General features: G+C 61.7%; 22 protein-coding genes. 6 read left to right on the forward strand and 16 right to left on the reverse strand.

From position 1 onward, the window contains the following. Positions 1 to 49: 49 nt before the first annotated feature. Positions 50 to 2,230 (reverse strand): cyanophycin synthetase, encoded by a 2,181-nt coding sequence (locus JDW18_RS03445; protein ID WP_218242354.1) that lies wholly within the window; start codon positions 2,228 to 2,230, stop codon positions 50 to 52. Between the two features lie 225 nt (positions 2,231 to 2,455). Between JDW18_RS03445 and JDW18_RS03450 the strand changes: the two genes are divergently transcribed. The 3 genes from JDW18_RS03450 (at position 2,456) to JDW18_RS03460 (ending at position 5,901) form a co-directional block, all read left to right on the forward strand. Beyond that, the gene (locus JDW18_RS03450; RefSeq protein ID WP_218242355.1) at positions 2,456 to 4,753 is read left to right on the forward strand and encodes a cyanophycin metabolism-associated ABC transporter; all 2,298 of its coding nucleotides are present in this window, start codon (positions 2,456 to 2,458) and stop codon (positions 4,751 to 4,753) included. Continuing rightward, the gene (locus JDW18_RS03455; RefSeq protein ID WP_218242356.1) at positions 4,750 to 5,241 is read left to right on the forward strand and encodes a cyanophycin metabolism-associated DUF1854 family protein; all 492 of its coding nucleotides are present in this window, start codon (positions 4,750 to 4,752) and stop codon (positions 5,239 to 5,241) included. Before JDW18_RS03450 ends, JDW18_RS03455 begins: the two co-directional genes overlap by 4 nt. A gap of 234 nt (positions 5,242 to 5,475) precedes the next feature. Next, positions 5,476 to 5,901 carry a hypothetical protein gene (locus JDW18_RS03460; protein WP_218242357.1) on the forward strand — a complete coding sequence of 142 codons (426 nt, stop codon included), beginning with the start codon at positions 5,476 to 5,478 and terminating at the stop codon, positions 5,899 to 5,901. Positions 5,902 to 5,945: 44 nt separating this feature from the next. Here the strand turns inward: JDW18_RS03460 and JDW18_RS03465 are convergent. The 3 genes from JDW18_RS03465 to JDW18_RS03475 all read right to left on the reverse strand — a co-directional run bounded on the left by JDW18_RS03465 (position 5,946) and on the right by JDW18_RS03475 (position 8,402). Continuing rightward, positions 5,946 to 6,703 (reverse strand): IS5 family transposase gene (locus JDW18_RS03465; RefSeq protein WP_218240878.1). Its coding sequence is split into 2 segments (ribosomal slippage): positions 5,946 to 6,388 and positions 6,388 to 6,703, totalling 759 coding nucleotides; the frame shifts between segments, so codons are not numbered across the junction. Between the two features lie 238 nt (positions 6,704 to 6,941). Further along, positions 6,942 to 7,412 carry an EF-hand domain-containing protein gene (locus JDW18_RS03470; protein ID WP_218242358.1) on the reverse strand — a complete coding sequence of 157 codons (471 nt, stop codon included), beginning with the start codon at positions 7,410 to 7,412 and terminating at the stop codon, positions 6,942 to 6,944. Between the two features lie 72 nt (positions 7,413 to 7,484). Beyond that, positions 7,485 to 8,402, reverse strand: coding sequence for a 5'-nucleotidase (locus JDW18_RS03475; protein WP_218242359.1), 918 nt, complete (start codon positions 8,400 to 8,402; stop codon positions 7,485 to 7,487). Positions 8,403 to 8,692: 290 nt separating this feature from the next. Between JDW18_RS03475 and JDW18_RS03480 the strand changes: the two genes are divergently transcribed. Further along, a complete protein-coding gene (locus JDW18_RS03480) occupies positions 8,693 to 8,995 on the forward strand; it encodes a DUF4148 domain-containing protein (protein WP_218242360.1) in 303 nt (100 codons plus the stop codon). Between the two features lie 111 nt (positions 8,996 to 9,106). Here JDW18_RS03480 and gspF read toward each other — a convergent pair whose 3' ends face one another. Next, positions 9,107 to 10,327, reverse strand: coding sequence for a type II secretion system inner membrane protein GspF (gene gspF, locus JDW18_RS03485; RefSeq protein WP_218242361.1), 1,221 nt, complete (start codon positions 10,325 to 10,327; stop codon positions 9,107 to 9,109). Positions 10,328 to 10,488: 161 nt separating this feature from the next. Here gspF and JDW18_RS03490 point away from each other — a divergent pair, with 161 nt between their 5' ends. Continuing rightward, the gene (locus JDW18_RS03490) at positions 10,489 to 11,238 is read left to right on the forward strand and encodes an SDR family NAD(P)-dependent oxidoreductase (protein ID WP_218242362.1); all 750 of its coding nucleotides are present in this window, start codon (positions 10,489 to 10,491) and stop codon (positions 11,236 to 11,238) included. Between the two features lie 73 nt (positions 11,239 to 11,311). Here JDW18_RS03490 and JDW18_RS03495 read toward each other — a convergent pair whose 3' ends face one another. The 6 genes from JDW18_RS03495 to JDW18_RS03520 all read right to left on the reverse strand — a co-directional run bounded on the left by JDW18_RS03495 (position 11,312) and on the right by JDW18_RS03520 (position 18,022). Next, positions 11,312 to 11,968, reverse strand: coding sequence for a glutathione S-transferase family protein (locus JDW18_RS03495; RefSeq protein WP_218242363.1), 657 nt, complete (start codon positions 11,966 to 11,968; stop codon positions 11,312 to 11,314). Between the two features lie 109 nt (positions 11,969 to 12,077). After that, on the reverse strand, positions 12,078 to 12,764 hold the full coding sequence (locus JDW18_RS03500; RefSeq protein ID WP_218242364.1) for a helix-turn-helix transcriptional regulator: 687 nt from the start codon (positions 12,762 to 12,764) through the stop codon (positions 12,078 to 12,080). 11 nt (positions 12,765 to 12,775) lie between these two features. Next, entirely contained in the window at positions 12,776 to 13,777 is a 1,002-nt protein-coding gene (locus tag JDW18_RS03505; RefSeq protein ID WP_218242365.1) for an LLM class flavin-dependent oxidoreductase, read from the reverse strand. A gap of 46 nt (positions 13,778 to 13,823) precedes the next feature. After that, positions 13,824 to 14,108: a hypothetical protein gene (locus JDW18_RS03510; RefSeq protein ID WP_218242366.1), complete on the reverse strand. Its 285-nt coding sequence runs from the start codon at positions 14,106 to 14,108 to the stop codon at positions 13,824 to 13,826. A 97-nt stretch (positions 14,109 to 14,205) separates the two neighbouring features. After that, positions 14,206 to 16,224 (reverse strand): hypothetical protein, encoded by a 2,019-nt coding sequence (locus JDW18_RS03515; protein WP_246610257.1) that lies wholly within the window; start codon positions 16,222 to 16,224, stop codon positions 14,206 to 14,208. Positions 16,225 to 16,306: 82 nt separating this feature from the next. Further along, positions 16,307 to 18,022 carry a hypothetical protein gene (locus JDW18_RS03520; RefSeq protein WP_218242367.1) on the reverse strand — a complete coding sequence of 572 codons (1,716 nt, stop codon included), beginning with the start codon at positions 18,020 to 18,022 and terminating at the stop codon, positions 16,307 to 16,309. 165 nt (positions 18,023 to 18,187) lie between these two features. Here JDW18_RS03520 and JDW18_RS03525 point away from each other — a divergent pair, with 165 nt between their 5' ends. Beyond that, positions 18,188 to 19,387 carry a helix-turn-helix transcriptional regulator gene (locus JDW18_RS03525; protein WP_218242368.1) on the forward strand — a complete coding sequence of 400 codons (1,200 nt, stop codon included), beginning with the start codon at positions 18,188 to 18,190 and terminating at the stop codon, positions 19,385 to 19,387. Here JDW18_RS03525 and JDW18_RS03530 read toward each other — a convergent pair. Genes JDW18_RS03530 through gspL form a run of 5 tightly spaced genes read right to left on the reverse strand, consistent with a single transcriptional unit; the run spans position 19,374 to position 25,766 of the window. Continuing rightward, positions 19,374 to 20,735, reverse strand: a complete 1,362-nt coding sequence (locus tag JDW18_RS03530; RefSeq protein WP_218242369.1) for a GspE/PulE family protein — start codon at positions 20,733 to 20,735, stop codon at positions 19,374 to 19,376. The two genes, JDW18_RS03525 and JDW18_RS03530, sit on opposite strands and share 14 nt — an antisense overlap. 13 nt (positions 20,736 to 20,748) lie before the next feature. After that, positions 20,749 to 23,148: a type II secretion system secretin GspD gene (gene gspD, locus JDW18_RS03535; RefSeq protein WP_218242370.1), complete on the reverse strand. Its 2,400-nt coding sequence runs from the start codon at positions 23,146 to 23,148 to the stop codon at positions 20,749 to 20,751. Between the two features lie 3 nt (positions 23,149 to 23,151). After that, entirely contained in the window at positions 23,152 to 23,976 is an 825-nt protein-coding gene (gene gspN / locus JDW18_RS03540; RefSeq protein WP_218242371.1) for a type II secretion system protein N, read from the reverse strand. Between the two features lie 9 nt (positions 23,977 to 23,985). Further along, entirely contained in the window at positions 23,986 to 24,531 is a 546-nt protein-coding gene (gene gspM, locus JDW18_RS03545) for a type II secretion system protein GspM (RefSeq protein ID WP_218242372.1), read from the reverse strand. After that, a complete protein-coding gene (gspL, locus tag JDW18_RS03550; RefSeq protein WP_218242373.1) occupies positions 24,528 to 25,766 on the reverse strand; it encodes a type II secretion system protein GspL in 1,239 nt (412 codons plus the stop codon). The genes gspM and gspL overlap by 4 nt, the downstream gene beginning before the upstream one ends. Positions 25,767 to 25,774 lie beyond the last annotated feature (8 nt).

The raw sequence follows: 25,774 nt of genomic DNA on the forward strand, positions 1-25,774 counted from the left end.
TATGTGATAAGCGCCAGCAGCTATATTTATTGAAGCGTTTGATGAGCTATCAGGCCTGGTACTCAAAGGTCTTGATGCCCGCGCCGATCAGCTCGGGCGTGATGTCAAGCGCCCAGGCCGTGGCAATCGCGGCCAGCAGTGCAGGGGTATCAGGCTTTTTGCCGCCGGGCAGACTCAGTGCATCCAGCGTGCCCAGCACGCGCTCTTGCGCACCGGTGGCCAGCACCACATTGCTGCCCTTGACGAAAACGGCGCGGCCGCCTTCATGCTGAGCTTCGGTGTTGGCGCGGTGGGCGGCAACGGCTTCGTTGGCGGCGTTGAGCGAATACAGAATCACTTCACCGTCGCACAGCTCGGCCAGCTCGGCCACTTCAGGCAGGTCGGCGTTCAGCACGCCTGCGCCTTCGTCCAGCACCACGTCAATCTGGGTGCGGATCACGCGGCGCATCTGGCCTGCTTCGTGCACATCATGGTCGGCCAGGGTTTCAAAGCCATCCATATCCGTGACCACGCCCACCAGACAGCGGTCATAGGCCAGGCCTTCTTCCAGAATGGAGCGGGCAGTGGTCTGAATGACCGCAGCCTGGGCCAGGCGGTTGGTCAACAGGCGGTGTGCGCCAGCCCAGTTGCCGGTGTTGGTCTTTTGCGTCTGGCGGTTGGCAATGAACATGCCTTCGCTGCTGGCCACGCCCGTGAGCTTGCCCGACAGTTGCAGCAGCCAGCCCACCAGACGGGCGATGAAGGCGTTGTTGCGTGTGCCGACGATACCGGCGATGGGGATACGACCAGCGCCGGGGCCATCTTCACGGGGGAAGAGGTGGTCGGCAATGGCCATGCCCACAGGGCGGGGTGCGCCGCTCGTGGGTTTGAGGTGCATCAGCAGACCTGGGCCTGCATTGACTTCCAGAATGGCGCCCTGGCCCTGCATGGGCTTGGAGACGTCCTTCAGGATCATGTCCATGCCTGCGATGTCCAGACCCACAATCTTGGCGGCCAGCACAGCGTAGTACGCCACATCGGGGTGCACGTCGTCCAGGCAGTCAATGGCCATATTGCCATTGCGCTGCAGCAGCACGGCCTGGCCTTGGGGGACGACGCTGTCGGGCGTCACATGCTGGCGGTTCAGTTCCAGCTTGACGGCACCGGCTTCCATATTGATCCAGTCCAGCGGGTATTCCTGCTCGGGGCCGCGGCGGGGGTCTTGGTTCAGCACTTCCACCAGATCGCGCAGGGTGGCCTTGCCGTTGCCATAGACGGAAACGGTCTCGCCCTTGGTGGCGGCAACAACCTTGCCACCGACCACCAGCAGGCGGTGTTCCACACCGTCGATGAATTTTTCGACGATCACGTCCGAGCCTTCGGGCTCGGCCAGCGCAAAGGCCGCCTTGATATCGGCTTCCTTGTACAACTCCAGCGTCACGCCACGGGCATGGTTGCCGTCTGAAGGCTTGACAGTGACGGGAAAGCCAATGTCCTGCGCCACTTCCCAGGCTTCTTCGGGCGATGCCACGATCTGGCCTTCGGGCACGGGCACGCCGCAGGCCGTCAGCAGGCGCTTGGTGAAGTCCTTGTCCTGGGCAATGCCTTCGGCAATGGCGCTGGTCTGGTCGGATTCAGCCGTCCAGATGCGGCGCTGTGCGGCGCCATAGCCCAGTTGCACCAGATTGCCGTCGTTCAGGCGAATGTGGGGGATGCGGCGCTCGGTAGCGGCATCAACGATGCAGCCTGTGGATGGGCCGAGGTAGCGGTCATTGATGGCAGTCTTGATGGCGTGAATGGCGGGCTTGAGTTCAAAGCTCTCGTCATTGATGGCCGCCATCAGCAGCTTGTGGCCATATTCCAGCGCCACGCGGGCCACGGCCTCTTCGGGGCAGCGGAACACCATGCGGTATACGCCGCGCTTGGAGATTTCACGCGTCTGGCCAAACTCGGCAGGCATGCCCGCCAGGTTCAGCAGCTCGATGATGACGTGCTCCAGCACGTGACCCATCCAGGTGCCGCCTTCCAGGCGCTGGATAAAGCCGCCGCGCTCGCCCACGCCGCAGGTGTGCTCGATCAGATCGGGCAGCCAGGTGGTCAGGCGCTCGTTGAGGCCGGGAATCTTGTTGGACGGAAAGTCTTCCAGCTCTCCCAGATCCAGCCAGACTTCCAGTACCGGGCGGTAGGTCCAGACACTGGGGCCACGCAGGAAAGTAGTGCGCAAGAGTTGGATGTCGTTGAATTTCGCCATGTTTATCAGCGGATAAATGGGGGGAGAACAGGATTTTTTAGAATCCTGTCCAAGATGGATTGGCATTGTGCGCTCAGAATTTGCATTGTGTCGCTTGTCAGCCTAAATGCAGGTTGGCGCGTTAACCAGAGGGTATTGGGCGTCAGGCACAGCCACGTTCACCATGTCGATGCGCTTACTCGCATGACTCTTGGAGCCGTCATCGGCGGAGAAAAATAACTCAATATGCAACATCACCATACTGTGGACGCCTCGGCAGTCTTTGCCGGTCCCCTGGGGGACGAACTGCGAGCCAAGCTCGCTTCTCATGAAAACGTATTAGCTGTCGTCCCGGTTGACCTGAGTGCGCAATTACAGTTTGGCAACGGCCTTCTGGCCCTGACGCAAGACCGTCTGCTGGCCTGTGATTCCCAGACCCATCAATGGGCTGAGTGGCCGCTGGCCGTGGACCAGAGCCTGAAGCTGCAGGACCATGGCGGGGTGGGTAATCTGGAGCTGCATGACCACGATGCCCGTCTGGCGCAGTGGTTCATCACGCTGACGCACCAGACCTCGATGTTGCAGCTGATGCAGCAGTTTGACCGCCAACGCGAGCGCATTGCCAAGCAGGAGGCCTACAGCGCCGTCAGTGATGAGAACCAGGCGCATTGCCCGGTCTGCCACACCGTGCTGCCCCCCGATACCGAGGAATGCCCCGCCTGCGCCCGCCAGCAGGCGCCGCAAACGTCCACCTGGGTGCTGCTGCGCCTGTGGCGCTTTGCCAAGCCCTACCAGGGCCAGCTGTTGCTGGGCTTTTTGCTGACGCTGGCCACCACGGCCGCGCAGCTGGTGGCGCCGTACCTGACCATCCCGCTGATGGACAAAATTCTGATTCCCTTTCAGAACGGCGAAAAAATTGACCGTGATTTGGTCGTTTTCTACCTGGGAATGCTGCTTTTGTCGGCACTGGTGGCCTGGGCACTGGGCTGGGCACGCACGTTTGTGCTGGCCAAGGTGTCGGAGCGCATAGGCTCGAACCTGCGCACCACCACCTATAACCACCTGCTGAACCTGTCGGTGGACTATTACGGCAGCAAGCGCACGGGTGACCTGATGGCGCGTATCGGCGCTGAAACAGATCGTATCAATCTGTTCCTCTCGCTCAACGCCCTCGATTTTGCGACCGACGTGCTGATGATCGTGATGACATCGGCGATTCTGTTCTCCATCAACCCCTGGCTGGCGCTGGTCACCCTGGTGCCGCTGCCCTTTATCGCCTGGATGATCCACACCGTGCGCGACAAGCTGCGCACCGGCTTTGAGAAGATTGACCGCGTCTGGTCCGAAGTGACTAACGTGCTGGCCGACACCATCCCCGGCATCCGCGTGGTCAAGGCCTTTGCCCAGGAGCAGCGCGAAGCCGACCGCTTTGCCGACGCCAACCTGGTCAATCTGCAAGCCAATGACAAAGTCAACAAAACCTGGTCGGTGTTCACCCCTACCGTCACGCTGCTGACCGAAGTCGGCATTCTGGTGGTGTGGGCATTTGGTATCTATTTGGTAGCAGGCGGCTCCATCACTGTGGGCGTTTTGACCGCTTTTATTGCCTATATCGGCCGCTTCTATACGCGTCTGGATTCGATGAGCCGCATTGTCTCGGTCACGCAAAAGGCTGCAGCCGGTGCCAAGCGCATTTTTGACATTCTGGACCACGTCAGCAACGTGCCTGAGCCAAGCAACCCCGTGAAGCTGCCCAGCAAGGCCAAGGGCGCCATCACCATGGAAGACGTGAGCTTCCGCTACGGCAGCCGCGCCGTCATCAAGCACCTGGATCTGCAAATCAAGCCCGGTGAGATGATTGGCCTGGTGGGCCACAGCGGCTCGGGCAAGAGCACCTTGGTCAACCTGATCTGCCGCTTTTACGACGTGTCCGAAGGCTCGATTCAGCTGGACGGCGTGGATGTGCGCCGCATGTCGGTGTCGGACTACCGCAGCAATATCGGTCTGGTGCTGCAGGAGCCCTTCCTGTTCTTTGGCACGATTGCCGAAAACATTGCCTACGGCAAGCCCGATGCCACCCGCGAAGAAATCGTGGCCGCAGCCCGCGCCGCCCATGCACACGAGTTCATTCTGCGTCTGCCCCACGGCTATGACTCGCTGGTGGGCGAGCGCGGCCAGGGTCTGTCCGGTGGTGAGCGTCAGCGTATTTCCATCGCCCGCGCACTGCTGATTGACCCGCGCATCCTGATTCTGGACGAAGCCACCTCCGCCGTGGATACCGAGACTGAAAAGGAAATCCAGAAGGCGCTGGACAATCTGGTGCAAGGCCGCACGACGATTGCCATTGCCCACCGCCTGTCTACGCTGCGCAAGGCCGACCGCCTGGTGGTGATGGATCGCGGCGAGATCGTGGAAGTCGGCCCGCACGATGAGCTGATGGACCTGAAGGGCCACTACTTCCGTCTGTACGACGCCCAGGCCCGACGAGCCGAAGAAGATGCACAGGCTGCTGGCCTGAAGCTGCAGAGCAAGGAGCAAGCATGATTGAAGCCCCCCATTCCAATCTGACCGGCATGCAGCTGGTGCGCAATGCCCATGGCCGTCTGGTGCTGACGCTGGGCGATGGCACGGTGTTCGAAGCCGTGGTGCCCGTGCGCGCCTTCCCGATTGCTGCGCCTACCGAAGGTCTGTCGCTGATTGCCTCGGATGGCAAAGAGGCTCTGTGGGTGTCCCGCATGGCGGACCTGCAGCCCGAACATCGCCAGTTGATTGAGCAAGACTTGGCTGTGCGCGAATTTGTGCCCACCATTGAGCGAATTCTCAAGGTCTCCAGCTACTCCACGCCCAGTACCTGGGATTTGCAGACCGATCGTGGCCTGACGCAGATGGTGCTCAAGGCCGAGGAAGACATCCGCAAGCTGGCGGGCCGCACCAAGCTGCAGATCACCGGTCAGGACGGCGTGCAGTACCGTATTCCCGACAGCAACAAGCTGGACAAGCCATCACGCAAGCTGCTGGAGCGCTTCCTCTGAGTTGAGCCAAGCCATCTTGCTGACATGAAGACCTCGCGGGAAACCGGCGAGGTCTTTTTTTTGATGTCTGCGCAGAAATTGACATGAAATATCGCGCTGGCCTATGCCCAATATGCGCTGCCAGCTATCAAACTTGAACTGTAAAAAGTTCTCAAGATTTCTCAAGCATGGCCGATAACAAGGCGAGATAGCTGTTTTCCCGCCTGAACCTTTTCAACTGCCGAGGGCCAAGCCATGCAAATTTCACCTCTAGACCGTACACAGACGCCCTGGCGTACCCAGGGTGCGGATTTGTATTCCACAGGCGCCTCGGGGGCAGCGCAGGTGCGGCCCGTGAATGCGGTCAACGCGACGGAGTCTGTGGACAAGATTGGCGAAGGGCGAACGGTACGCACGCCCGAGCAGCCTTCGGCCCCGGATACGGAAAACCGCGACTGGACGCTGGCCGAAGAGATCAAGCAAAAGGAAGAGGTGGATGAGCCGCCCAAGGAGCCTATCTCCAAGCAGCTGATCGAGTTCATCCAATCCATGTGGCGCGCCAGTGCCCAGGCGGTGGATCAGGCGCAGGAAAGCAGCAAGAGCGAAGATTTGCTGCAGAACAAGCAGACGGCGCGCAGTGAGCCGCTGACCTATTCGGAGCCCCGAATTAAACGGAAGTAGCTCCCCTGAGGCGCTGCGCGCCTTCCCCCTAGGGCGTGTTCACATTACCTCAGGTGTTCGCAAATCAAAGCCATTGAGATAAAGGTCGCGTACACAACATCGAGCTTGTCATAGCGCGTGAAGATGCGCCGGTAAGCCTTGATCCGCCGGAACAAGCGCTCGATCTCATTGCGCTGGCGGTATCGTCGTTTGTCCAATTGCCAAGGGTGTTTGCGCAGTGGGTGCGCAGGGACGACAGGTATCAAGTTGCGCTCCAGTGCCTCAGCTCGCAAGTCACCGCCGCCGTAGGCGCTGTCCATCAGCAGATACACAGGTGCGTCTTGGACGCCAATGACTTCAATGAGGTGACGGCCTTCGGGGCCATCACCGGCTTGGCCTGCTGTCAGGCTCCATACCAAAGCATCTCGACAACTGGCGGCCACCATGTGAATCTTGCTGCTCCAGCCACCCCGGCTCCTGCCTATGGCTTGTGGACCGTTTTTTTGCGAGCCCCGCAGCCATCAGGGTGGACTTTGACGATGGTTGAATCCAGACTCAACGCTTGGACACACCACTGGCTAAGTCGGTCCTGCTGTAAATGTGCAAGTACTTCCACCAGGACGCCGCTGTGCGCCCATCGGTACAGACGCATGTAAATCGTATGCCATGGGCCAAATCGAGTTGGCAGTGCGCGCCATTTACAGCCGTTACTGGCCATGTAAGCCAGCGCATTGAGCAAGCGATAGTGGCTGATACGACGACTGCCACGGGGCTTAGGTAACAGATGGCGGATGCGCTTGAATTGAGAGCGAGAGATGTACATGCAGGCGCTGGATTGTCAGCGCCTGCATGAGCAGTCAACTATTAATGTGAACACGCCCTAGCCGGGCGCCCCTCTCTCTACGCGCTGCGCGCTATGGGAGAGGGACGACAGCGTCGCTGCGGGGCGGCGCTTGCTTGCTTGCTGTCACTTTGTTGGAGTGCGCCGGTTTTGGAGTGCAGTTATCTTTTTGATAGCTACTTGTGCTTGATTTTTAAGCGCTTTAATTGGTTTTAGGGGCTTATTTGCTTTCAGGCTCTACGCTGGCAGCTTCTGAATGGCTAGCAGCTGACTCCGCTGCGGGAGCGGATTCTGCCGCTGGCGCCTGGGCCGTCTTGGCCTTGTCCAGACCCCGCTCGGCGCGGTATTTGACGGCGTAGGCCCGCACTTCTTCGTAGCTCACAAAACCGTCCTTGTTGGTATCGGTTTCATCAAAGGCCGCGGCCAGCTTGGGGATGAAGGAGACTTCCTTGCGGCTGAGCTTGCCATCCTGGTTGAAGTCCAGCATCTTGAACTGGCGCTGGGCCTTGATTTCGCCCTTGGACAGCTGCGTTTCAGGCTTCTCGCCCGTTGCATCTTCGGCGCGAGCGGTGGGCAGCAGCAGGAAGGCGCTGGTCAGCAGCACGCCCATGGCCGCCTTGACGACGGTGGTGCTGCGCTGGGGCAGAGAGTGTGTTTTGGCTTGACGCATGTCTTTGAAAGTGAAGGCCATGGCGGCATTTTCAAGCGCACTGGCCTTGCGCAGTCAGCCTTTTGCAATCCCTTGCCAAGCTTTGCCGGGGCTTTACGAAGGGGCTTGCGCCTTTTCGTGCGCAATGCCACTGCGCACATGGCCAGATGGCACATGGCTTGCGGCATTGCGCACATGGCCGGTCTGGTCGTCAAAGAAGAAGTCGGGCTCGAACTCACGCAGAAACTCGCCCTTGGCCAGGCCGCCCAGGAACATGGCTTCGTCCACATCGATCTTCCAGTCCATCAGCGTGTTCAGCGCACGCTCATGCGCGGGGGCGCTGCGGGCGGTCACCAGGGCGGTGCGTATGCGCATGCCCGGCACATCCACCTGCTGCAGGCGGTGCAGCGCAGCCAGCAGCGGTTTGAACGGGCCTTCGGGCAGGGGCTGGGCGGCTTTTTCCAGCTCGTGCTTCTGAAACGCTTCCAGCCCTTCGGACTGAAACACACGCTCGGCCTCGTCGGAAAACAGCACGGCGTCGCCGTCAAAGGCAATGCGCACTTCCTGCGGGTGGTGGCCGCTGGCGCGCATGGAGTCGGTGAAGACATGGGCCGCCGGGTAGCCCAGTTGCAGGGCTTGTGTCACGTCATCGGCATTGGCTGACAGAAACAGCTGTGCCCCCAGCGGGCGCAGATAGCCAAACGGGTCGCGCCCCTGTGTGAACACGCCGCGCTGGATGCTGTGCAGCCCATGCGCCTTGGCGCTGCGAAACACCCGCATACCGCTGACCGGGTCGTTGCGCGACAGCAGCACCACTTCCACGCGCTGCAGGCTGTCGGTATTGAAAGCCAGCAGCTTTTTCACCAGCGACAAGGCTACGCCGGGGGCGGCGGGAACATCCAGCCGCTCGCGCTGCAGGCGCAGATAGGTGTTGGGGTCGCTGCGCTCGAAGACCGAGTTTTCCTCTTCAAAGTCAAAGAGTGCGCGCGAGGAGATGGCGACGACCAGCTTGTCGTCCAGAGTCACGGCCATGGTGTGTTCAGTTTGAAGTGAGAGGACAGGCTGGAATCATACGCAGGCCCTGACCCAGGGTGAAAACGGTGTGATCTCCCTGTCGTGTTTGCGCTATCTGCTGCGGAAGTGATAGCTGTTGGTGGCCTCTTTACGCTTTTTATTGTTGCGATTTTTGAAATAAAGCGTTGTGAATCCTAGGGTTTTTCCGGGGTCTGGAAGTGCCTAAAGTTCAGGTCATGGGCTCGCTGCAACCGGTCAATTTCAGCATCAGTCAACGAGCCATTGAACAAGAAGGTCTGGAGAAAATCATGAAAAACACTATCCGTTTTGCCGCTGTCGCCGCTCTGGCTGTGTCCGCTATGGCTGCTCAGGCTGCTGGCCTGGACTTCACCGGCGATCACTACCCTGTTCAAGTGCCATCGCAAAGCCAGCTGACACGCGCTCAAGTGTCGGATCAGGTCAAGCAGGCTGTGGCCAACCACACCATGCCTGTGCAAGGTGAACGTTATGTCGTGCCTGCTGCACAAAAAGGCAGCTCGCTGAGCCGCGAACAAGTGCGCCAGGAAGCCGCTGCAGCCGAAGCCGCTGGTTTGCTGAACTTTGGTGCCTGAGTAAACTTTGGCGCCGAGTATGGAGGGCTTGAGGCCCTGACAGCTCGCCCAGGAGTGACAAAGCCCGGTGCATGCCGGGCTTTTTTGTGTCTGGAGTGCGCTGGGTTCGCTCTATTTGACGAACTGGTTGAGCTGAATGATGGGCATGAGCACGGCCAGCACAATCAGCATCACCACCAGCCCCATGGCGACGATGAGCAGCGGCTCCAGAATGGTGGCCATGTGCATGGCGCGGCGCTGCACTTCGGTGGAGAGCTGGGTGGCGGCGCGCTGCAGCATCAGTGGCAGCTGGCCGGTTTGCTCGCCCAGGCGGGCAAACATGGCAACCAGCCCCGGAAAGCGCTTTTTCTGTGCAATGGCCGAGGCCAGTGGCGCGCCTTCGCGCACCAGCACCAGCGCGTCCATGGCGTCGGCGCGCATGGCGCGGTTGTTCAGGGTTTCGGCGGCGGCCTGCAAGGCTTTCAGAATGGGTACGCCTGCACCCGCCAGCATGGCCAGCGTGCCAGCAAAGCGGGCGGCGTTATAGCTGCGGGCCAGGCGGCCCACCAGCGGCAGGTGCAGCCACTGGGCGTCGAAACGCTCACGAAAACCTTCATTTTTCAGGGCGATGCGAAAGCCGATGGCGCCCAGCACCAGTGCAATCAGCATGAACCAGCCGTAGCTGCGCACAAAGTCGCTGACGGCCAGCATCATGACGGTGAGAATGGGCAGCGACCGCTTGGTGCCCGCAAACACGCTGGCCACCTGCGGCACCACATAGCTGACCAGAAATATCACGATGACGATGGCCACCAGTGTGACGATGGCCGGGTACAGCGATGCGCCAATCAGCTTGGACTGAAGGGCCTGGCGCGCTTCCAGGTCGTCGGCCAGATTGTCCAGCACGGCGCCCAGGCTGCCGCTGGATTCGCCCGCGCCAATCACGGCGCAGAAGATGTCGGAAAACTCGCGTGGGTGCTGCTCCAGCGCGCGGGCAAAGCTCGATCCTGCATTCACTTCAGCGCGCAGCGCGGCCAGCAACTGGTGCTGGCGGGCGTCTTCAGCCTCTTCGGCCAGCGCGGCCAGGGCGCGCTCAATGGGCAGGCCGGAGTTGACCAGGCCCGAGAGCTGGCGCGTCCACACCGCCAGACTGGTGGAGTTGAAGACCGGGCGCGTGAACCAGTCTGATGCACTGCCGCGCTTGCTCTGGCCTGCGGCGACCGGCTCGACCTGCAGCGGCACCAGCGCCTGGTTGCGCAACTGGCTGCGGGCAGCGCGGGCGTTGTCGGCTTCCAGAGTGCCCTTGCGGGTCTGACCCTGAGCATCAAGGGCTTCGAAGGTAAAGGCGGGCATGCGCGAATCGAGGGCTTTGTAACGAGTTAGCGCAGATGGTAGCGAGTATTGATGTCAGCGCGGCGGCTTTTTGAACAAGCCGGTCTGTCTTGAGGCAGGTCATGGCCGGCTTTCGGCGGCTGGGCACAATGAAGTCATAGATCTTTTTTGCGGAGGCGTAGATGCTCAAAGACAAGGTTGCGTTGGTTACAGGTGCTGCATCGGGCATAGGTCGCGCAGTGGCGCTGGTTTGGGCGCGTGAAGGTGCACGGGTGGTGGTCTCTGATATCCATGAAGAGCAGGGCCAGGAAACCGCTGCGCTGGTGCGCGAGCTGGGCTCGGAAGCCTTGTTTGTGCGCGCTGATGCGGGCGTGGCGGCTGACAACGAAGCGCTGGTGGCGCAGACGCTGCGCAACTTCGGGCGGCTGGATGCTGCCTGCAATAACGCAGGTATTGGCGGCGTCAGTGCGCCCACGGCAGACTATCCGCTGGACGCCTGGGACGATGTGCTGCGCATCAATCTGTCGGGCGTGTTCTATGGCTGCAAATACCAGATTGCCGCCATGCTGCAGACGGGCGGCGGCTCCATCATCAATATGGCGTCCATTCTGGGCGCTGCAGGTTTTGCCAACGCGCCCGCCTATACCGCCGCCAAACATGGCGTGCTGGGCCTGACCAAGGCTGCAGCGCTGGAATACTCGGCCAAGGGTGTGCGCGTGAACGCCGTGGGGCCGGGCTTTATTCACACCCCCATGATTAGCGGGCTGGAGCAAGACCCTGCCACCCATGCCGCGCTGCTGGCTGCGCACCCCATAGGCCGACTGGGCCAGCCCGAAGAAATTGCCGAATTGGTGGCCTGGCTGGCCAGCGACCGCGCATCGTTTGTGACAGGCGCTTATTACCCGGTGGATGGTGGCTATCTGGCGCGCTGAAATATCTGTGCTGGCTTGCTATCGGTTTTGATGGCACAGCGCTTGACTGGCAAGCGCTGCAGGCCAGAAACCTTTAAGCCACTGGTGCCGTGAAAGCGGCTTGCATATCGCTGTCGATCTCGTCGGCCCGTACCGCGGCTGCGCGCTGCAGCAGCGGCATGGCATAGGCCTCGAATTCGGGCAGCTTGGGCAAAGTGCCATCCATCATGCTCCAGCCGATATAGCTGGCCAGATACAGATCAGCGGCCGTGAAGTGCTCGCCGCAGACATAGCGTTTGCCGCGCACCGCATGCTGCAGCGTGCGCACGACATCGTCAAAGTGCCCAAACCCGGCGGACAGGGCTTGCTGAGGGGTTTGCGACTTCAGCCAGCCTGATTTCTGGGCGGTGGTGGATGCCTCCACCGGCCCGGCCACAAAGAACAGCCAGCGCAGGTAGCTGGCGCGCTCGGGGCTGCCCATGGCGGGGGCCAGTTGTTTATCCGGGAAAAGCTCGGCCAGATAGGCCAGGATGGCTCCGGTTTCGGTGATTACGGCATCGTCATGCTGCAGCGCAGGCACCTTGCCCATGGGGTTGATGGCCAGATACTCGGGCGATTTCATCTCGGGGCCGAATTCCAGGTTCACGGTTTCATAGTCGGCACCGCATTCCTCCAGCATCCAGCGCACCATGCGGGCGCGTGACCTGGGGTTGCTGAAAAAGCGCAGCTTGGGCGGGTGGGGTGTGGACATTGCGGCTCTCCTGGTTGGGCGGTTGTGGCATGGCAAAAACGCCATGCAGCCAATGTAGGAGCGGGGGCTGACAGTTTTTGTCAGCAGCACAGAGGGCCGCTGCCGGGCCCTATATCGAGTAGCCGGTCTGCTCCAGCCAACGCTGTATCAGCGTCTGGCGCCGCTCAGGGTAGCGCTGGCCTAGGTCCTGCAAGGCGTGCACACGGTCGGCGCGAAAGTGGCGAAACTCCTGGCGCAACTCGCACCAGGCGGAGACTACGCGGGCACGCTCGAAATACGCCATGGCAAAAGGCCACACCCGGCGCTCTGTCAGCGCGCCATGTCTGTCTTCGTAATGCAGCACCACAATGTGTTCGGCACGGATGGCGCGACGCAGCGCGGTTTGCCAGGTTTCTGGCTCGGGCGACTGCTGCATGCTGGGCACCAGCAGGCCGCTGGTGTCAACGGCAATGCGCAACTCCAGCGGCAGCGCGCTGCGGATGCGGTCCATGGCGGCCCTGGCAGCCTGGGCCAGTTGCGGGTCGGCCTGCAGGCTGGCCCAACTGGCACCCAGCAGCAGGGCTTCCAGCTCGTCGGCATTGAACATCAGCGGCGGCAGCAAAAAGCCGGGCCGAATCTCAAAACCCAGGCCCGGGTCGCCCAGAATGTCTGCCCCCTGCGTGCGCAAGGTGGCAATGTCGCGGTAAATGGTGCGCAGGCTCACGCCCAGGGACTGGGCCAGCTGCGGCCCGGTCTGCGGCTGGCGGGCGCAGCGCAGGGCATCGAGCAGCTGCAGCAGACGGGCGGACCGGCTCATTCGATGAGGCTTCAGGCGTTCCTGGCCTCAGCGGTGATTTCCAGACTGCGCAGGCGTAGATCGGCGTCGTACACATCGCTGACCAGCATGAACTCATCCGCCTGCGTTTCATCGGCCAGCTTCTGCAGGCCCTGGCGCACGGTTTCAGGGCCGCCAATCACGCCTACGGCCAGAAAGTCGCTGATGGCGGCTTGCGCACGGCTGTCGAGTTGTTCCCAGAAGTTTTCCACAGGTGGCATCAGGCGGCTGCGGTTGCCAGTCAGGATGCCCAGCACGCGCTGATGGGTGCTGCTGGCCAGAAACTGCGCTTCCTCATCGGTGGGTGCGGCAATCACGGGCACGCCCACGATGGCGTAAGGCTTGGCCAGCGTGGCGCTGGGCTTGAACATCTGGCGGTAGATGCTGAGGGCCTGATGCAGCATGCGCGGCGCAAAGTGCGAGGCAAAGGCATAGGGCAGGCCCAGGTGCGCGGCCAGCTGGGCCGAGAACAGGCTGGAGCCCAGCAGCCAGATGGGCACATTGGTGCCCGCACCGGGCATGGCGATGATGCGGGCGCCGTCCTGGTCGTCGCCCAGCAGGCGCTGCAGCTCTTGCACATCGCCGGGGAAGTCTTCTTCGCTCTCCACCCGGTCGCGGCGCAGGGCGCGCATGGTGGGGCCATCGGTGCCGGGCGCGCGGCCCAGGCCCAGGTCGATGCGGCCGGGGTAGAGCTCGGCCAGCGTGCCGAAGGCCTCGGCCACGACCAGCGGCGCATGGTTGGGCAGCATGATGCCGCCCGAGCCCACGCGAATGCTTTGCGTGGCACCGGCAATGTGGCCAATCAGCACGGCAGTGGCCGAGCTGGCAATGCCGGGCATGTTGTGGTGCTCTGCCAGCCAGTAGCGGGCAAAGCCCAGCTTTTCTGCCTGCTGGGCGGTGCGCACGGCGATTTGCAAAGCGTCCGCCACGGTGCCGCCTTCGCGCACGGCGACCAGATCCAGCATAGAGAGCTTGACGTTGTTCAGTGATTTCATGGCTGCCTTAGTGCTTTGAATTCAATAGCTGCTTGCGTTTGATAGATCAGCGCCTCATGCCAATTTCTTTGCCGAAAATCAGACCCGCCAGCACGCCCCAGACCAGCAGCACGATGGCCATGGCGTAGTAAGTGCCGCCCGCCTGCATGGCAAAGACCGAGCCCAGCAGCGCCACCAGCGCAGCGCCGCGAATCACGCGGCGCAACTGGTCCAGCGGCAGGCGCTTGCGGATGTTGAACAGCACCGCCAGACTGATGACGGCCAGCGCAATCAGCAGCAGAAAAAGATCGCCGCCGTGGGGCTGAGCGAGGGAGCGAAGGTTCTCAAGCATGGATTCATTGTGGCAAAGCCAAAAGAGCTTTGCGTGGCGAGGTCATGAAAAAAGGCCCGTCAGTGGACGGGCCTAAGACCTTGGCGACAGAGAGCAGTTAGTTGATACCCAGCGTGGCGAGCAGTGCGTTGGTCGCCGTCTTGTTCAGGCGTTGCTGGAAGCTGGTGGTGGGCTTGTCCTTGAAGCCGACATGCGTGACGCCATTGCGCTCCACAAAGATGCGTTCTCTGGGGAAGCTGCTGGTATTGAGCTGTGCGGGCTCTGCCTTGAAGCGCAGCACTTTTGCACCGCCCTGATCGCTGATGCTGTAGCTGCTCTCCAGAATGGTTGTGCAGGCCGGGGCTGCATCGGTCTTCTGGCTGACCTGGGTCGCTGGGGCAGGAGCTGGAGCTACCCCTGATCCGCTTGAGCCGCCTGATTCGCCTGAGCCGCTAACTTCGCACTCATAGAAGCGCGCGCGTTGTGCGCCCCCGGTTTCAAAACCGACCAGATAGCGTTTGTACGCCAGGCTGCCGTCGGTCTTGAGATAGATGGGACCTTGCACTAATGCACGGGCGTTGTTGCCGTTCAATTGGTCCAGCGAGACATTGGGGGCAAAGTCACCAGCGTTCTGGGACGTGAACTCTGCCAGCGAGGCAGAGCGCCAGCTGGAAGTTGCAGGATCGAGGAACGAAATGGTGGTGTTGCGCGAGTAATAGTCCGCGCTGTAGTCTATGACGTTGTGGTAGGCCAGTGTGGAGCCTGCAGGCCATTTGGCTGTGGAGGGAATGCTTTCAGGGTCTGCACCCCAGCTCATAAAGCTGCCCTCAGACGAGTCCAGCAGTGGCGAGGATTGAATTTCCTTCACGATGGAGCGCATGCTCAAGCCGGAGATATCGCGCACATTCTGCTTGGTCGTGCTGCGCAGGGACTTGCAGTACAGAGAATCAAATTGCCCGGGTGTGCTGGAGGGTGTGATTTCATTCACAAAGTCGTTGGGGCAGTCGAACCATTCAGTACCCGTCCAGTAGATGTTGGGGCGCACCCAGGGGGAGGCCTGGCCGTCATAAATGCTTTTCCGGTATTCCGAGAAATGGAGCTTGCCTTGGGCATCTGGCGTGTTCTGCGCAGCGGTTGCTGTAAACACGCGCAGATAGTAATTGTTGGTGGCACCGAACCAGAGCCAGCGCAGGCTGCTGGTGTCTGTGGGGGTGGATGGCTCAGAGACATTGCCTGGCGTCTGAGAGGCAAGCAGAGGCCCCGCGTTGGAGCTGTTAAGGCCAGATGCTTCCGCCAGCTTGCTTGCCGCAGCAGACATGGCGCTTTCCTTGTCTGCGATGGACTTGCTGGTGTCGCTGAGCGTCGGGTTGTCCAGCACCGTGGTTGCCAGGGTCTGTAGCTGCTGCAGCAACTGCAGGTGGATGACGCTGCTGATCTGGGCATTGCTCAGTGGCTTGCCATCCACGTCCAAAGCACCCTCGGTGTTTTTGGTCTGAGTCTGCGCCGTCACCACGATCAGCCGCGCCAGAGTGGCAGCCAGTTTTCCACTGGCTGAACTGTCTTCTGTGAAATTGGCCAGTGCGGAGCCCTCCAGTCCCAGCTGGGACTGTATGGCCGCTGCCGCATCTGCGGTGTTGCTGCCCGTGCTTTCACGCAGAGTCTGCACAAGCGTAGTCAGCGGGCTGACCACGTCTGTGGCATCAGGTGGTGCCTTGAGGATATAGGCCGTGGTGACAGGGCCGGTGTCGGCATCCTTGGCATCTGTGCCGACCATTGCGACGATGGGGAACTTGCCCACATCAGCAGTGGGCACATCCAGCGAGGCACTGCCTTTGCTATCGGTGGTTGCACTGAGCTCACCTGGGTCGCACAGGCCGTTGGTGTTGCGGTCCAGGCAGACCAAGGCTTTTTCCAGTGGCCCGTCCACCACTGTCATGCTGACGGGCGTTGTTGCCGGGGATGAGGGTGGTGGAGGTGGTTCCGCAGAAGAGGAGGAGCCGCCGCCACCGCAAGCCGCGAGCGTGGCAATCAGGCTGGTTACCGCCAGCGCGCAGGCATGCCGTTTCAGGCTCAGTGGTGCTGGCTTGCCGGGTTGAGGGGCGGGGGCGATGAGTGCTTGGGCAGAGGAAGTCGTCATGACAGCCTTTCAGAGAGTTTTTCAGCGCGAGAGATAGGGTGAGAGCTGTTGGTGACGGCATGCACCGTCACCGAAGGGGCTTTTAGAGTCCAAGCGCGGACTTCATTCCAGCCCAGGCGTTGCCATCGAACAGCTGCACATAGCTGAGCGCATCGTCTTCGCTCTGATGTGGGCGGCTCTGGTGATAGGTGTAGACGCGGCCGTTGTATTCGGCGTAACCACGTAAGGTGGGGCTGGTTGTTTGAGGGAAGCTTTCCAGGCTCAGCACCTTGGAGCCACCAATCGTTCGTACTGTGATGGGTGATGTGGCCAGGGCTGCGCAGTTACGCGGGTTGTCATAGTTGGGCTGATCGGCCTCGCAGCGATAGAGCGCAATCGTGCTGGCGTCCACAAAGGCGCCGCGCACCGAATGCGTCTGGTCAAAGGCACCCAGTCCACCGATGGTGCCGCTGGCAGTCGCCAGGTCCACAGCCGATGCAGGTCGTGCAGCGATCAGTGCGTTGAGACTGGGGAAGTTGCCAATCGTGTCGGTTGCAACGTCGCGAATAAAGCGCGGCATCTGGGTCTGAATGTTGACCATGGTTTTCAGCGACGACTTGCTGGGGAAGGTTGCGGTGCCGAGCTGAGCAGGGTTGAGCCAGATGTTCTGCATCCACTTGATACCCTCCTGATTGAGGGCATCCGAGCCACCAGGCAGCTTGCTCACGACATCAGCCATGGATAGGCCCGAAACATCGCGGCTGGAGAACTGGAAGGCATAGAAAGTGCCATTGCAGCTGTTGCTGCGGTTGGGGGTGCCGCGTGGGACCAGCCTGGCTGTCTGTCCATCGCAGCGCAGCCAGCCTTGTTCGGTGATGAACAGAGAGTTGGGAATCGATGCCGGAGGCGAATACAGCGCAGCCGCAGGAATGGGGTTGCCTGCGTTTTTGCCCTCGCGGATGTCGGTCTGGCTGATCAGTCCGGATGAGTTTTCCGCCCCGTCTGTCTGGCCCAGCGCGAAGAAGTAATTGGTGGGGTCTCTATATTCCAGCCGGGTCAAAAGCTGAAGTGCTTCTGCAGCATCAGTCCTGGCAAAGGTGCGCAAGTCGGCCCCCATTTCAATGGCGTATGACGTGACCTGCGCGGCGGTGCGGGCGTTGTCCGGCAATACGGCGCTGGAAGATGCAGGCAATGACTGGTAGTCGTAGATTTGTTCAACCGGGATGCCCAGCTGCAGCGCCACGGCGGCTTCTGCGTCAGCCAAGCTGGCACCGCTGCTGCGCATATGGCGCTGCACCAGCGTGGTCAGCGGGTTGATCTGCGTGATCTTTTCTGCGGGTGCAGACAGTGTGAATTTCTTTCTCGCTGCGGTTTCGTTGGGCTTGGCGCTATCCACAGAGTCGGTGTTGATCTGGGCCAGCAAGCTTGCGGCTTTGCTGACGCCGGCGGCTGTTTCATCAGCGGGGGCATAGCTGATCTGAAACGCTCCGTCGGCTTCCGTGGCGGCGGAGGCTGGTTCGTCGCTGTCACAGCTGCCGTTGGCATTGAGGTCCACGCAGACCACGGCTTTTTGCACGCTTTGGTCGATGAATACCTTGCCTGACCATTGCTGGCTTGGAGGTGGTGACACGGAAGGTGGTGGTGGCGGTGCGGGTGGATCAATATTGCTGGAGGGGGGCGAGTTGCTGCCGCCATCTCCGCCTCCACATGCCGTCAAGCTGAGCAAAAGTGCAACGGCAAGAGCTGTGGGGGCCAGAAAAAAACGGGATGGTGCTTTGAAGGATGGGGGCAGTGGGGGCTGAGGAAATGGTTGTGTCATGGAGGTCTTTCAACAAATGTTTCTTGATGGATTTCCCACCTCGGTTATAGAAAGGCCGTCTCCTGAAAACATCACCAAAATTGGTGAAGGGTTTGCTTTGATGTGGAGTTGTGAGTAAATGTGTGAAACGACTCATCGCAACGTCATGCCCTGAGGAGGGGGTCAATGGCAGACGCTCATCTTTCATTCAGCCTGCAGCAGCAGGTGCCAGCATTGATTGCGTCCATCTACGAGGCTTCCCTGGAGCCGCAGCGCTGGACCGGATTTCTGGAAAAGTTCGGTGCTGTGCTGCGCTCTCCAGGCAGTCAGATATGGGCCAATGACTTTGCGCAGCGCACGGTGGACCTTGATGTGGGCTTTGGCAGCTTTGGAGCTACGCAGGGCTTTGCGACAGCTGAGATGAATAGCTTTGCCGCGCACTACTGCCAGTGCAATGTGTGGCTGGAGGACCCCTGCCTGCATCACCCCGGAACGGTGGTGAACTCATCGGCCTTGTTTTCCGACCAGAAGCTGCCATCAACAGAGTGGTATGGCGACTGGCTGCGCCCGCAGGATCTTTTCTATTCCTGCGCGGCAGTGGTTGATGTGCAGCACGATCGCTCTTTCAATGTGACGCTGCTGCGCTCGCGCAGCGCCGGCGAGTACAGCCGCGAAGAGCTGGGGCTGGTGCAGCAGCTGATGCCGCATTTGCAGACGGCGTTTTCCATTCATCGCAGGCTGTACAGGACACAAGCCTTGTTGAATGCGTCTCTGGCGGTGCTGGACGAGTTGCCCATGGGCATGGTGTTGCTGGATGAGCGAGCGCAGGTGATGCATCGCAACCGCAGGGCACAAAGCCTGATGCAGCGCAGCCAGTTACTTAGCGAGACGGGCGGCAATGGCCTGAGAGCCGCGAATCCGGCAGATGACCGCTGGCTGCAAAAAGCCATGCGTGAATGTGTGGCCACGGGGCTGAGCAAAGCCGCGCATGTGGGGCGAGCCAGCCGTTTTCGGGGGCTGGCAGGGCAGCAGTTGCAGATCATGGTGGCGCCGCTACCTATCCGGTCTTCACCGTACGGTGAAAGCTGCGCTGCCATGGTGCTGATCAGCGATCCGGAGCTGGGTATTCCCAGCTTGCACGAGGTGCTCAGAGGGCTGTATCGCTTGACGCTGGCCGAAGCACAACTGGCGCAGTCTCTGATCAATGGCTGGAGTCTGCAGGAGTTTGCAGACCGGCAAGGCGTTTCCATTCACACGGCACGCAGCCAGTTCAAGTCAGCCGCTGCCAAGGTGGGAGTGAGTCGGCAGGCTGATTTTGTGCGCGTGCTGCTTACCGGCCCTGCCATGCTGCGTTGGCAGGAGCCGGCGCAAATCAATCTCGCGTAACGCGCATCACCTCTTCGGCGGTGGTGATGCCTTCGCGCACCAGACGCTCGCCGTCTTCGCGCATCAGCTGCATGCCTGTGGCCTGCGCGGTTTCGCGGATTTCTGCCTCGCTGGCGCCACGGTGAATCTGGGCTCGGATGGCATCATCCACCACCAGCATTTCGAAAATACCGGTGCGGCCCTTGTATCCGCTAGGCTCAGTGCTATCAATTTTTCTAACCAGCCGCTGGGCCAGCACGCCCAGCAGGGACGAGGACAGCAGGAAAGGTTCCACGCCCATGTCGATGAGGCGCGTAACGGCGCTGGGCGCGTCGTTGGTGTGCAGTGTGGCCAGCACCAGGTGACCGGTGAGCGAGGCCTGAATGGCGATCTGCGCGGTTTCGAAGTCGCGGATTTCGCCGATCATGATGACGTCCGGGTCCTGGCGCAGGATGGCACGCAGGGCCTTGGCAAAGGTCAGGTCAATCTTGCTGTTGACCTGGGTTTGGCCCACTCCGCCCAGCTCATATTCGATGGGGTCTTCCACCGTCATGATGTTGTTGTGGCTGGCGTCCATGCGCTGCAGCGCGGCGTACAGCGTGGTGGTCTTGCCCGAGCCCGTGGGGCCGGTGACCAGCACAATGCCGTGGGGCTGCGCCGTCAGGTGCGTGAAGCGCTGCAGCGTTTGCCCGCCCATGCCCACGGCTTCAAGGCTGAGCTTGCTCTCGCTCTTGTCCAGCAGACGCAGCACTGCGCGTTCGCCATGGGCGCTGGGCAGGGTGGAGACGCGCACGTCAATGGCGCGGGTGCCCAGGCGCAGGCTGATGCGGCCGTCCTGCGGCAAGCGCTTTTCGGCGATGTCCAGGTCGGCCATGATCTTCAGGCGCGAGATCAAAGCGGCATGCAGTGCACGGTTGGGCTGCACGACTTCGCGCAGGTCGCCATCGACACGAAAGCGCACGCTGGAATGGCGCTCGTAAGGCTCGATATGGATGTCCGAAGCGCCGTCGCGCGCGGCCTGCGTGAGCAAGGCGTTGAGCATGCGGATGATGGGTGCGTCGTCGGCCGTTTCCAGCAAGTCTTCAACGGCGGGCAGGTCCTGCATCATGCGCGTCAGATCGGCATCGGATTCGACCTCGCTGACCACCATGGCGGCGCTGGAGTCGCTTTGCGCATAGGCCGCGCTGATGCGGTGGGCCAGTGCAGCGGAATCCAGAATTTGCCAGCGGTGTACGCCATGCTTGCGCTGCACTTCCGAGACGGCTGACCAGTCGGGCTGCGGGCTGTGCCAGAGCACGGTGTCCTGGCCGTCATCTTCAATCAGCAACTGGCTGCTGCGTGCAAAGGCATAGGGCAGTGGGTAGCGCATGCGTGGCCTTTGCTTACAGGAGATTCGGTGCCGTGGCCCCGCTGCCGGCGGGCTGTGGTGTGACGGCGGGTGCGGGCACTGGGGCTGTGGTGGGCGGCACGTTCAAAGGCTGGCCATCCACCGTGGGGCGGTTGGGGCGGGTGAAGTCCACCAGCTCGGGCTTGGAACCGGGCACGATGACCACATTGGGCTGTGTGGGCGGCAGTGGCGCGCCAAAGCCGGGAAGCACCGGGGCGGCATTGACATTGCGCATCAGCAGGTTCGGGTCTGGCTGCGCACTTTGCTGCACGCCGCGAATGGCCTCGTAGCGATCCTGAGACAGCTGCTGGGTTGAAGTGGCATCGCGCAGCACCGTGGGGCGCAGGAAGACCATCAGATTGGTTTTTTTGCGGGAACGGCTAGTGTTGCGGAACAGGTTGCCCAGCAAGGGAATATCGCCCAGCAGCGGTACTTTTTCCTGGCTCTGGCTGTACTCATCGGCAATCAAGCCGCCGAGCACCACAATCGCGCCGTCTTCCACGAGCACGTTGGATTCAATGGAACGCTTGGTGGTTGTCGCGCCCTTGGCGGCATCGGCCGTGCCAGCTTTGACTGCAGAGTTTTCTTGATAAACGGCCATTTTGATGGTTCCGTTTTCATTGATCTGCGGGCGAATTTTCAACAACGTACCCACGTCCTTGCGCTCATAGGTGATGAATGGGTTGTTTGTGCTGGTTAGGGTTGTGGTGCCGGGAACAGGAATGTTCTCGCCCACCATGATGCTGGCTTCTTCGTTGTCCAGCGTCATGAGGTTAGGTGTCGACAAGATATTGGTATCGCCATCACCCTGCATCAGATTGACCAGAGCACCAAGACTCGTATTGCCTCCCACCGACTGGGTGAAGCCCAGATTCATGCCTTTCATGCCTGCGATGGCAGCGCTATTGGCGGTAGCTGTGTCGGTGTTGGAGGAGGTGGTTCCGCTGACCAGGCTGCCAACAGCGCCGGAGATGCTGAAGATATTAGGAATGCCGGCGATCTGCGAGCCGTTGCCCAGCACGCCCACTACGCGTCCGTTGTTGCGAATGATGGAACTCCACTGCACGCCCAACTGCGCCGCCTTGTCTGCGGAGACTTCAACGATCAGGGCCTCAATCAGCACCTGAGCACGACGCCCATCGAGCTTGTCGATGACCGCGCGCAGCTGGCGATACAGTGGGGCTGGTGCGGTAATGATCAGCGAGTTGGTGGTGGGGTCGGCCTGAATCATGCCGCCCGTAGAAGGCTGCTGGGCTAGGCCAAAATTAGAGCTGGGGCCGCTGGTGCCGCTGCTTCCCAAACCGATGGTGGCGCCACCGCTGGTGCTGCGTGAAACAACAGGCTGAGGTGAATTGCTGCTGCCAGTCACGCCACCCGTTGTTGCGGTGGTTGCGGTTTGATTGCCCGTGGCGCTGGCGGCCGTTTGCTGCGCGCCAATGGCGGCGCGCAAGGTAGCCGCCAGAGAGGTTGCCTCGGCATTCTTCAGATACACCACATGAATATTGCCTTCATCGCCACCGCCCATCATGGCGGGTTGGTCCAGACGCGCAATCAGCGAGCGAATCTGTGCCAGCTTGGCGGGGTTGGAGGCGCGGATCAGCACGGCGTTGCTGCGCGGCTCGGCCAGGATGGATGTGCGAAAGCTGGTATCGCTTTGCCCGGCGGCAGCGGCCACGCCACCGGGCTGCGCCGCAGCGCCTGTGGTGGCAGAGCCGCCATCGACCAGACGGGTCACCAGCGCCACCATGTCGCCAGCGACGGCGTGGCGCAGCGGAATGACTTCCACATCGGTGGCGTTGGAGACATCAGAGCTGGCAATGATGCGCGAGATGCGCTGCAGATTGTCCGCATAGTCGGTGATGACCAGCGAGTTGTTGCCGGGGTTGACGTTGATGGTGTTGTTGGGGCTGATCAGCGGGCGCAGCACGGGCACCAGATTGTTGGCGTTCTCGTAGTTGAGCTTGAAGATCTGGGTGACGATGCCGCCACCGCTGTGGCCGCCGCGGCCCACGGCCACCTCGTTGGTTTGCAGCTTGGCATCGGCCTCGGGAATGACCTTGAACAGCCCGGCGGACTCGACCACGGTGAAGCCCTGCATGCGCAGCGCGGCCAGGTATTGCTGGTAGGCGGTGGCGGGAGAGACAGCCTTGTCCGTCAGCAGCGTGATCTGGCCTTTGACACGAGGGTCTACCACCACATTGCGGTTGGTGATGGCGGCCATGGCGCGCGATACGGCTTCGATATCGGCGTTGGTGAAATTCAGTGTGACGGGCTCGCCCGGGCGCAGACTGGGCGTGGATTGAGCATGAATTTGGCCGCTGGCGCACACCACAATTGCGGCAGCAGCTATGGATTTAAGAGTGTTGCGCCAGGGGGAGCACGGGTGCTGATTCATAGGTCAACCAAAAGTGATGATGGAGCGCGTGCCTTGGCGGCGCCCCAGAATATTGAGCAGATTGGAGAGGGCGGCCTCGCGCTCGGGGCTGGCGCTGGCCTCTCCATTGAAATGCAGGCGTGCGTCCACCCACTGGCCCTGACCGCTGAGTTGCAGATCGCCAGCCAGCGTGGAAAGCTGCAGTTTGGGGTTGTCGCCGCCCTGAATATCCAGACGGTAACTGCCCAGTGGCTTGAGGGGCGACAGGCGCGAGGATACGGCCAGCGCTTCCAGCCGGGTCAGGCCCTGGCTGTTGGCGCGACCTGCGCGGTAATGCAGTTGCAGGCTCTGGGTGGACAGGCGCAGCTGTCCCTGCAGGGCCACGGTGTTCCAGGGCGTGCCCAGACCGGCCAGCAGCTCGGCGGGCAGCTCGATCACGCTGTCCTGCACCTGGGCGGTCATGGCGTTCCAGCCGGGGCTCAGGCGTGCTTGCAGCGGTGTGGCAGTGCAGCAGTCGCTTTGCAGCGCAATGTTCAGACCGGTGAGTGCGGGGCGTAGCGTCCACTGCAGGCGTGTGGGCAGGCTGCTGCGGTCACGGCTGCCTTCGCCTTCGGCTAGCACCAGGCGGGCCGAGCCATTCCAGACTGTGCCCCGCGCTTCCTGCAGCAGCACCTTGCCTTCGGAGGCGGTTTGCACGGCATAGACCAGCCAGGTTGCCGGGGCCCAGATCACGGCTGCCAGCAAGGCACCGCAGACGGCACCAGCCACGGCCCAGCCGCGTGGTGAGCGCAGGGCGCTGACACCGCGGGCAGCACGGGGCGGGGCGATGGGCATCAGGCTTGGTTTCATGATGCGGGCTTACTGAGCCGTGCTGCCGGGCAGGTCCAGCAGCAAGGTGCCGCTCCAGCGCGTGATGGCATCGCTGGCGTTGCTACCTGTGCTGGTGGCCGCCTGGCGGTTGAGCTTCATCTCTGCCACGGCGGCATGGCTGTTGTCTCTGGCCTGGCTCAGCCAGCGCGCAAGCGCTGGTGCGGGTGTCTGGGTCAGCGTGATCTGGGCGCGCAGGCCTAGCCACTGCAGCTTGGCGGTGGCGCCCAGCTCGGCGGTGACGGATTGCTCCAACAAGGCTTTGGAGTCGGCGCTGCTGCTTTGCGGCTGCTGGCGCAGCAACTGGGCCTGTGCCTGCATCTGCAGCATGGTTTGCAGTTCGCGGTCAGCAGCGGCATGGCGAGCCGGGGCGGTGCGCAGGCTATGCAGGGCCGGTGCCAGTGCGACCCACCAGACCAGTGCCAGTAGCACGATGGAGGCGGCCAGCAGCACCAGGTTTTGCTCGCGCTGGGCCAGTGCGCTCCATTGCTGGCGCAGCGGGGCGATGGCGGTTTGAAGGGCGTTGGGCTGCTTCATGGCTGGCTGGACGAAGTCTTGGCGCTGAGCAGCAGATCGGCACCATCGGGGTTGAGCTGGTAGCCAATGGCCTGCAGGCTTTGCTGGGCGTCAGTCAGTGCCTCAGGTGCGAGCTTGAGGCCGGAGATACGCAGCTGCTTGTCCTGATACTGCAGGGCGCTGGCATTTTGCACACCGCTGATGCTGGCGCTGGCCGTCAGCAAGGCCTCTGCATCGCTGGTGGAAAGTGCGCCAGAGTTGCTGCGCAGCAAGTCCAGCTCGCGCTGCATTTGTACGGGGGCATCCACCACCACAGGAACCTGGGGGAAGGTGTCTTTGAGCACCTGCTTGGCCTGTTGCTGGCGCTGGGTGATGGAGCGGTTTTCCTTGAACGCCCAGGCGTTCAGGCCCACCAGCTGGGCGACGATGGCAAGCCCGGTTGCCCAGCGCGCAGCGCGCCACTGGGGGGCTTTGGCAAAGCTGTTCCAGGCATCCAGCAAACGGCGGCGCAAACGGGTATTGCCCCCCAGATCCAGCGCGAACTGGGCCAGGTCGCCCTTGTAGTGGCTGGCGGCCAGCAGGCGCTGGGCTGGTGTGTAGATGCTGACGGGGCGCTGCAGGGCCTCTGCCGCACGCGTGTGCTGGGGCTCGGTCAGCAAGGCAATCTCGGGGGGCAACTGGCTCAGCAGCGATTGCAGCAAGGCGGCATCCGCCTGCAGCGGCAGCTGGGCCAGACTGAATTTTTGTTCCAGCCCAGTGGCGGTGAGCTGTGCGCTGCTGGCATCACCCGACAGCCACAGCTGCGGGGTGGCACTGGGCCATTGCAGAGGGGCAATGCGGCTGGCGGCATGACCGGCGGACTCCAGTGCCTGCAGATGTGCCTGCAGCCAGGCCTTGTCACAGGCGGCAACCCAGCTGGGCTGACCGGCTTCAGCGGCATCGTCTAGCGCCAGATGCAACTGGGCGGGGTCGTCCAGCAGTTTTTCTTCCAGCAGACCATCCAGCACGGCGCGCACACGCTGCTGATGACGGCGGTTGTGCAACTGCAGGCCCGGCGGCAGAGTGACGCAATGCCAGGAAAGGCGCGATGCGGGAATGACCGCTGTGACCTGTGCGGCGCGGCCAGCAGCAGGAAGCAGGGACGCCGAAGCCTGGCCGCTGCGCTGGATGTGCAGGCCATCGTTGCTCAGAACGTAGGAATATTCATCGCCTGCGCTGGCGTATTCCGCTGGCAGTTGTATTAGCAAATTGCTCATGAGAGGGA

Origin of the sequence: Comamonas fluminis (assembly GCF_019186805.1) — a bacterium.
Taxonomy (GTDB): Bacteria; Pseudomonadota; Gammaproteobacteria; order Burkholderiales; family Burkholderiaceae_C; genus Comamonas; species Comamonas fluminis.

Bases quoted from the DNA above. Each gene is read 5' to 3' on its own strand.
- JDW18_RS03470 (WP_218242358.1), bottom strand. From the start codon at position 7,412: ATGGCCTTCACTTTCAAAGACATGCGTCAAGCCAAAACACACTCTCTG.
- JDW18_RS03520 (WP_218242367.1), bottom strand. From the start codon at position 18,022: ATGACACAACCATTTCCTCAGCCCCCACTGCCCCCATCCTTCAAAGCA.
- JDW18_RS03480 (WP_218242360.1), top strand. From the start codon at position 8,693: ATGAAAAACACTATCCGTTTTGCCGCTGTCGCCGCTCTGGCTGTGTCC.
- gspM (WP_218242372.1), bottom strand. From the start codon at position 24,531: ATGAAGCAGCCCAACGCCCTTCAAACCGCCATCGCCCCGCTGCGCCAG.
- JDW18_RS03525 (WP_218242368.1), top strand. From the start codon at position 18,188: ATGGCAGACGCTCATCTTTCATTCAGCCTGCAGCAGCAGGTGCCAGCA.
- JDW18_RS03530 (WP_218242369.1), bottom strand. From the start codon at position 20,735: ATGCGCTACCCACTGCCCTATGCCTTTGCACGCAGCAGCCAGTTGCTG.
- JDW18_RS03445 (WP_218242354.1), bottom strand. From the start codon at position 2,230: ATGGCGAAATTCAACGACATCCAACTCTTGCGCACTACTTTCCTGCGT.
- JDW18_RS03515 (WP_246610257.1), bottom strand. From the start codon at position 16,224: ATGACGACTTCCTCTGCCCAAGCACTCATCGCCCCCGCCCCTCAACCC.
- JDW18_RS03500 (WP_218242364.1), bottom strand. From the start codon at position 12,764: ATGAGCCGGTCCGCCCGTCTGCTGCAGCTGCTCGATGCCCTGCGCTGC.
- gspD (WP_218242370.1), bottom strand. From the start codon at position 23,148: ATGAATCAGCACCCGTGCTCCCCCTGGCGCAACACTCTTAAATCCATA.
- JDW18_RS03455 (WP_218242356.1), top strand. From the start codon at position 4,750: ATGATTGAAGCCCCCCATTCCAATCTGACCGGCATGCAGCTGGTGCGC.
- gspL (WP_218242373.1), bottom strand. From the start codon at position 25,766: ATGAGCAATTTGCTAATACAACTGCCAGCGGAATACGCCAGCGCAGGC.
- JDW18_RS03490 (WP_218242362.1), top strand. From the start codon at position 10,489: ATGCTCAAAGACAAGGTTGCGTTGGTTACAGGTGCTGCATCGGGCATA.
- JDW18_RS03460 (WP_218242357.1), top strand. From the start codon at position 5,476: ATGCAAATTTCACCTCTAGACCGTACACAGACGCCCTGGCGTACCCAG.
- gspN (WP_218242371.1), bottom strand. From the start codon at position 23,976: ATGAAACCAAGCCTGATGCCCATCGCCCCGCCCCGTGCTGCCCGCGGT.
- JDW18_RS03495 (WP_218242363.1), bottom strand. From the start codon at position 11,968: ATGTCCACACCCCACCCGCCCAAGCTGCGCTTTTTCAGCAACCCCAGG.
- JDW18_RS03450 (WP_218242355.1), top strand. From the start codon at position 2,456: ATGCAACATCACCATACTGTGGACGCCTCGGCAGTCTTTGCCGGTCCC.
- gspF (WP_218242361.1), bottom strand. From the start codon at position 10,327: ATGCCCGCCTTTACCTTCGAAGCCCTTGATGCTCAGGGTCAGACCCGC.
- JDW18_RS03505 (WP_218242365.1), bottom strand. From the start codon at position 13,777: ATGAAATCACTGAACAACGTCAAGCTCTCTATGCTGGATCTGGTCGCC.
- JDW18_RS03510 (WP_218242366.1), bottom strand. From the start codon at position 14,108: ATGCTTGAGAACCTTCGCTCCCTCGCTCAGCCCCACGGCGGCGATCTT.
- JDW18_RS03475 (WP_218242359.1), bottom strand. From the start codon at position 8,402: ATGGCCGTGACTCTGGACGACAAGCTGGTCGTCGCCATCTCCTCGCGC.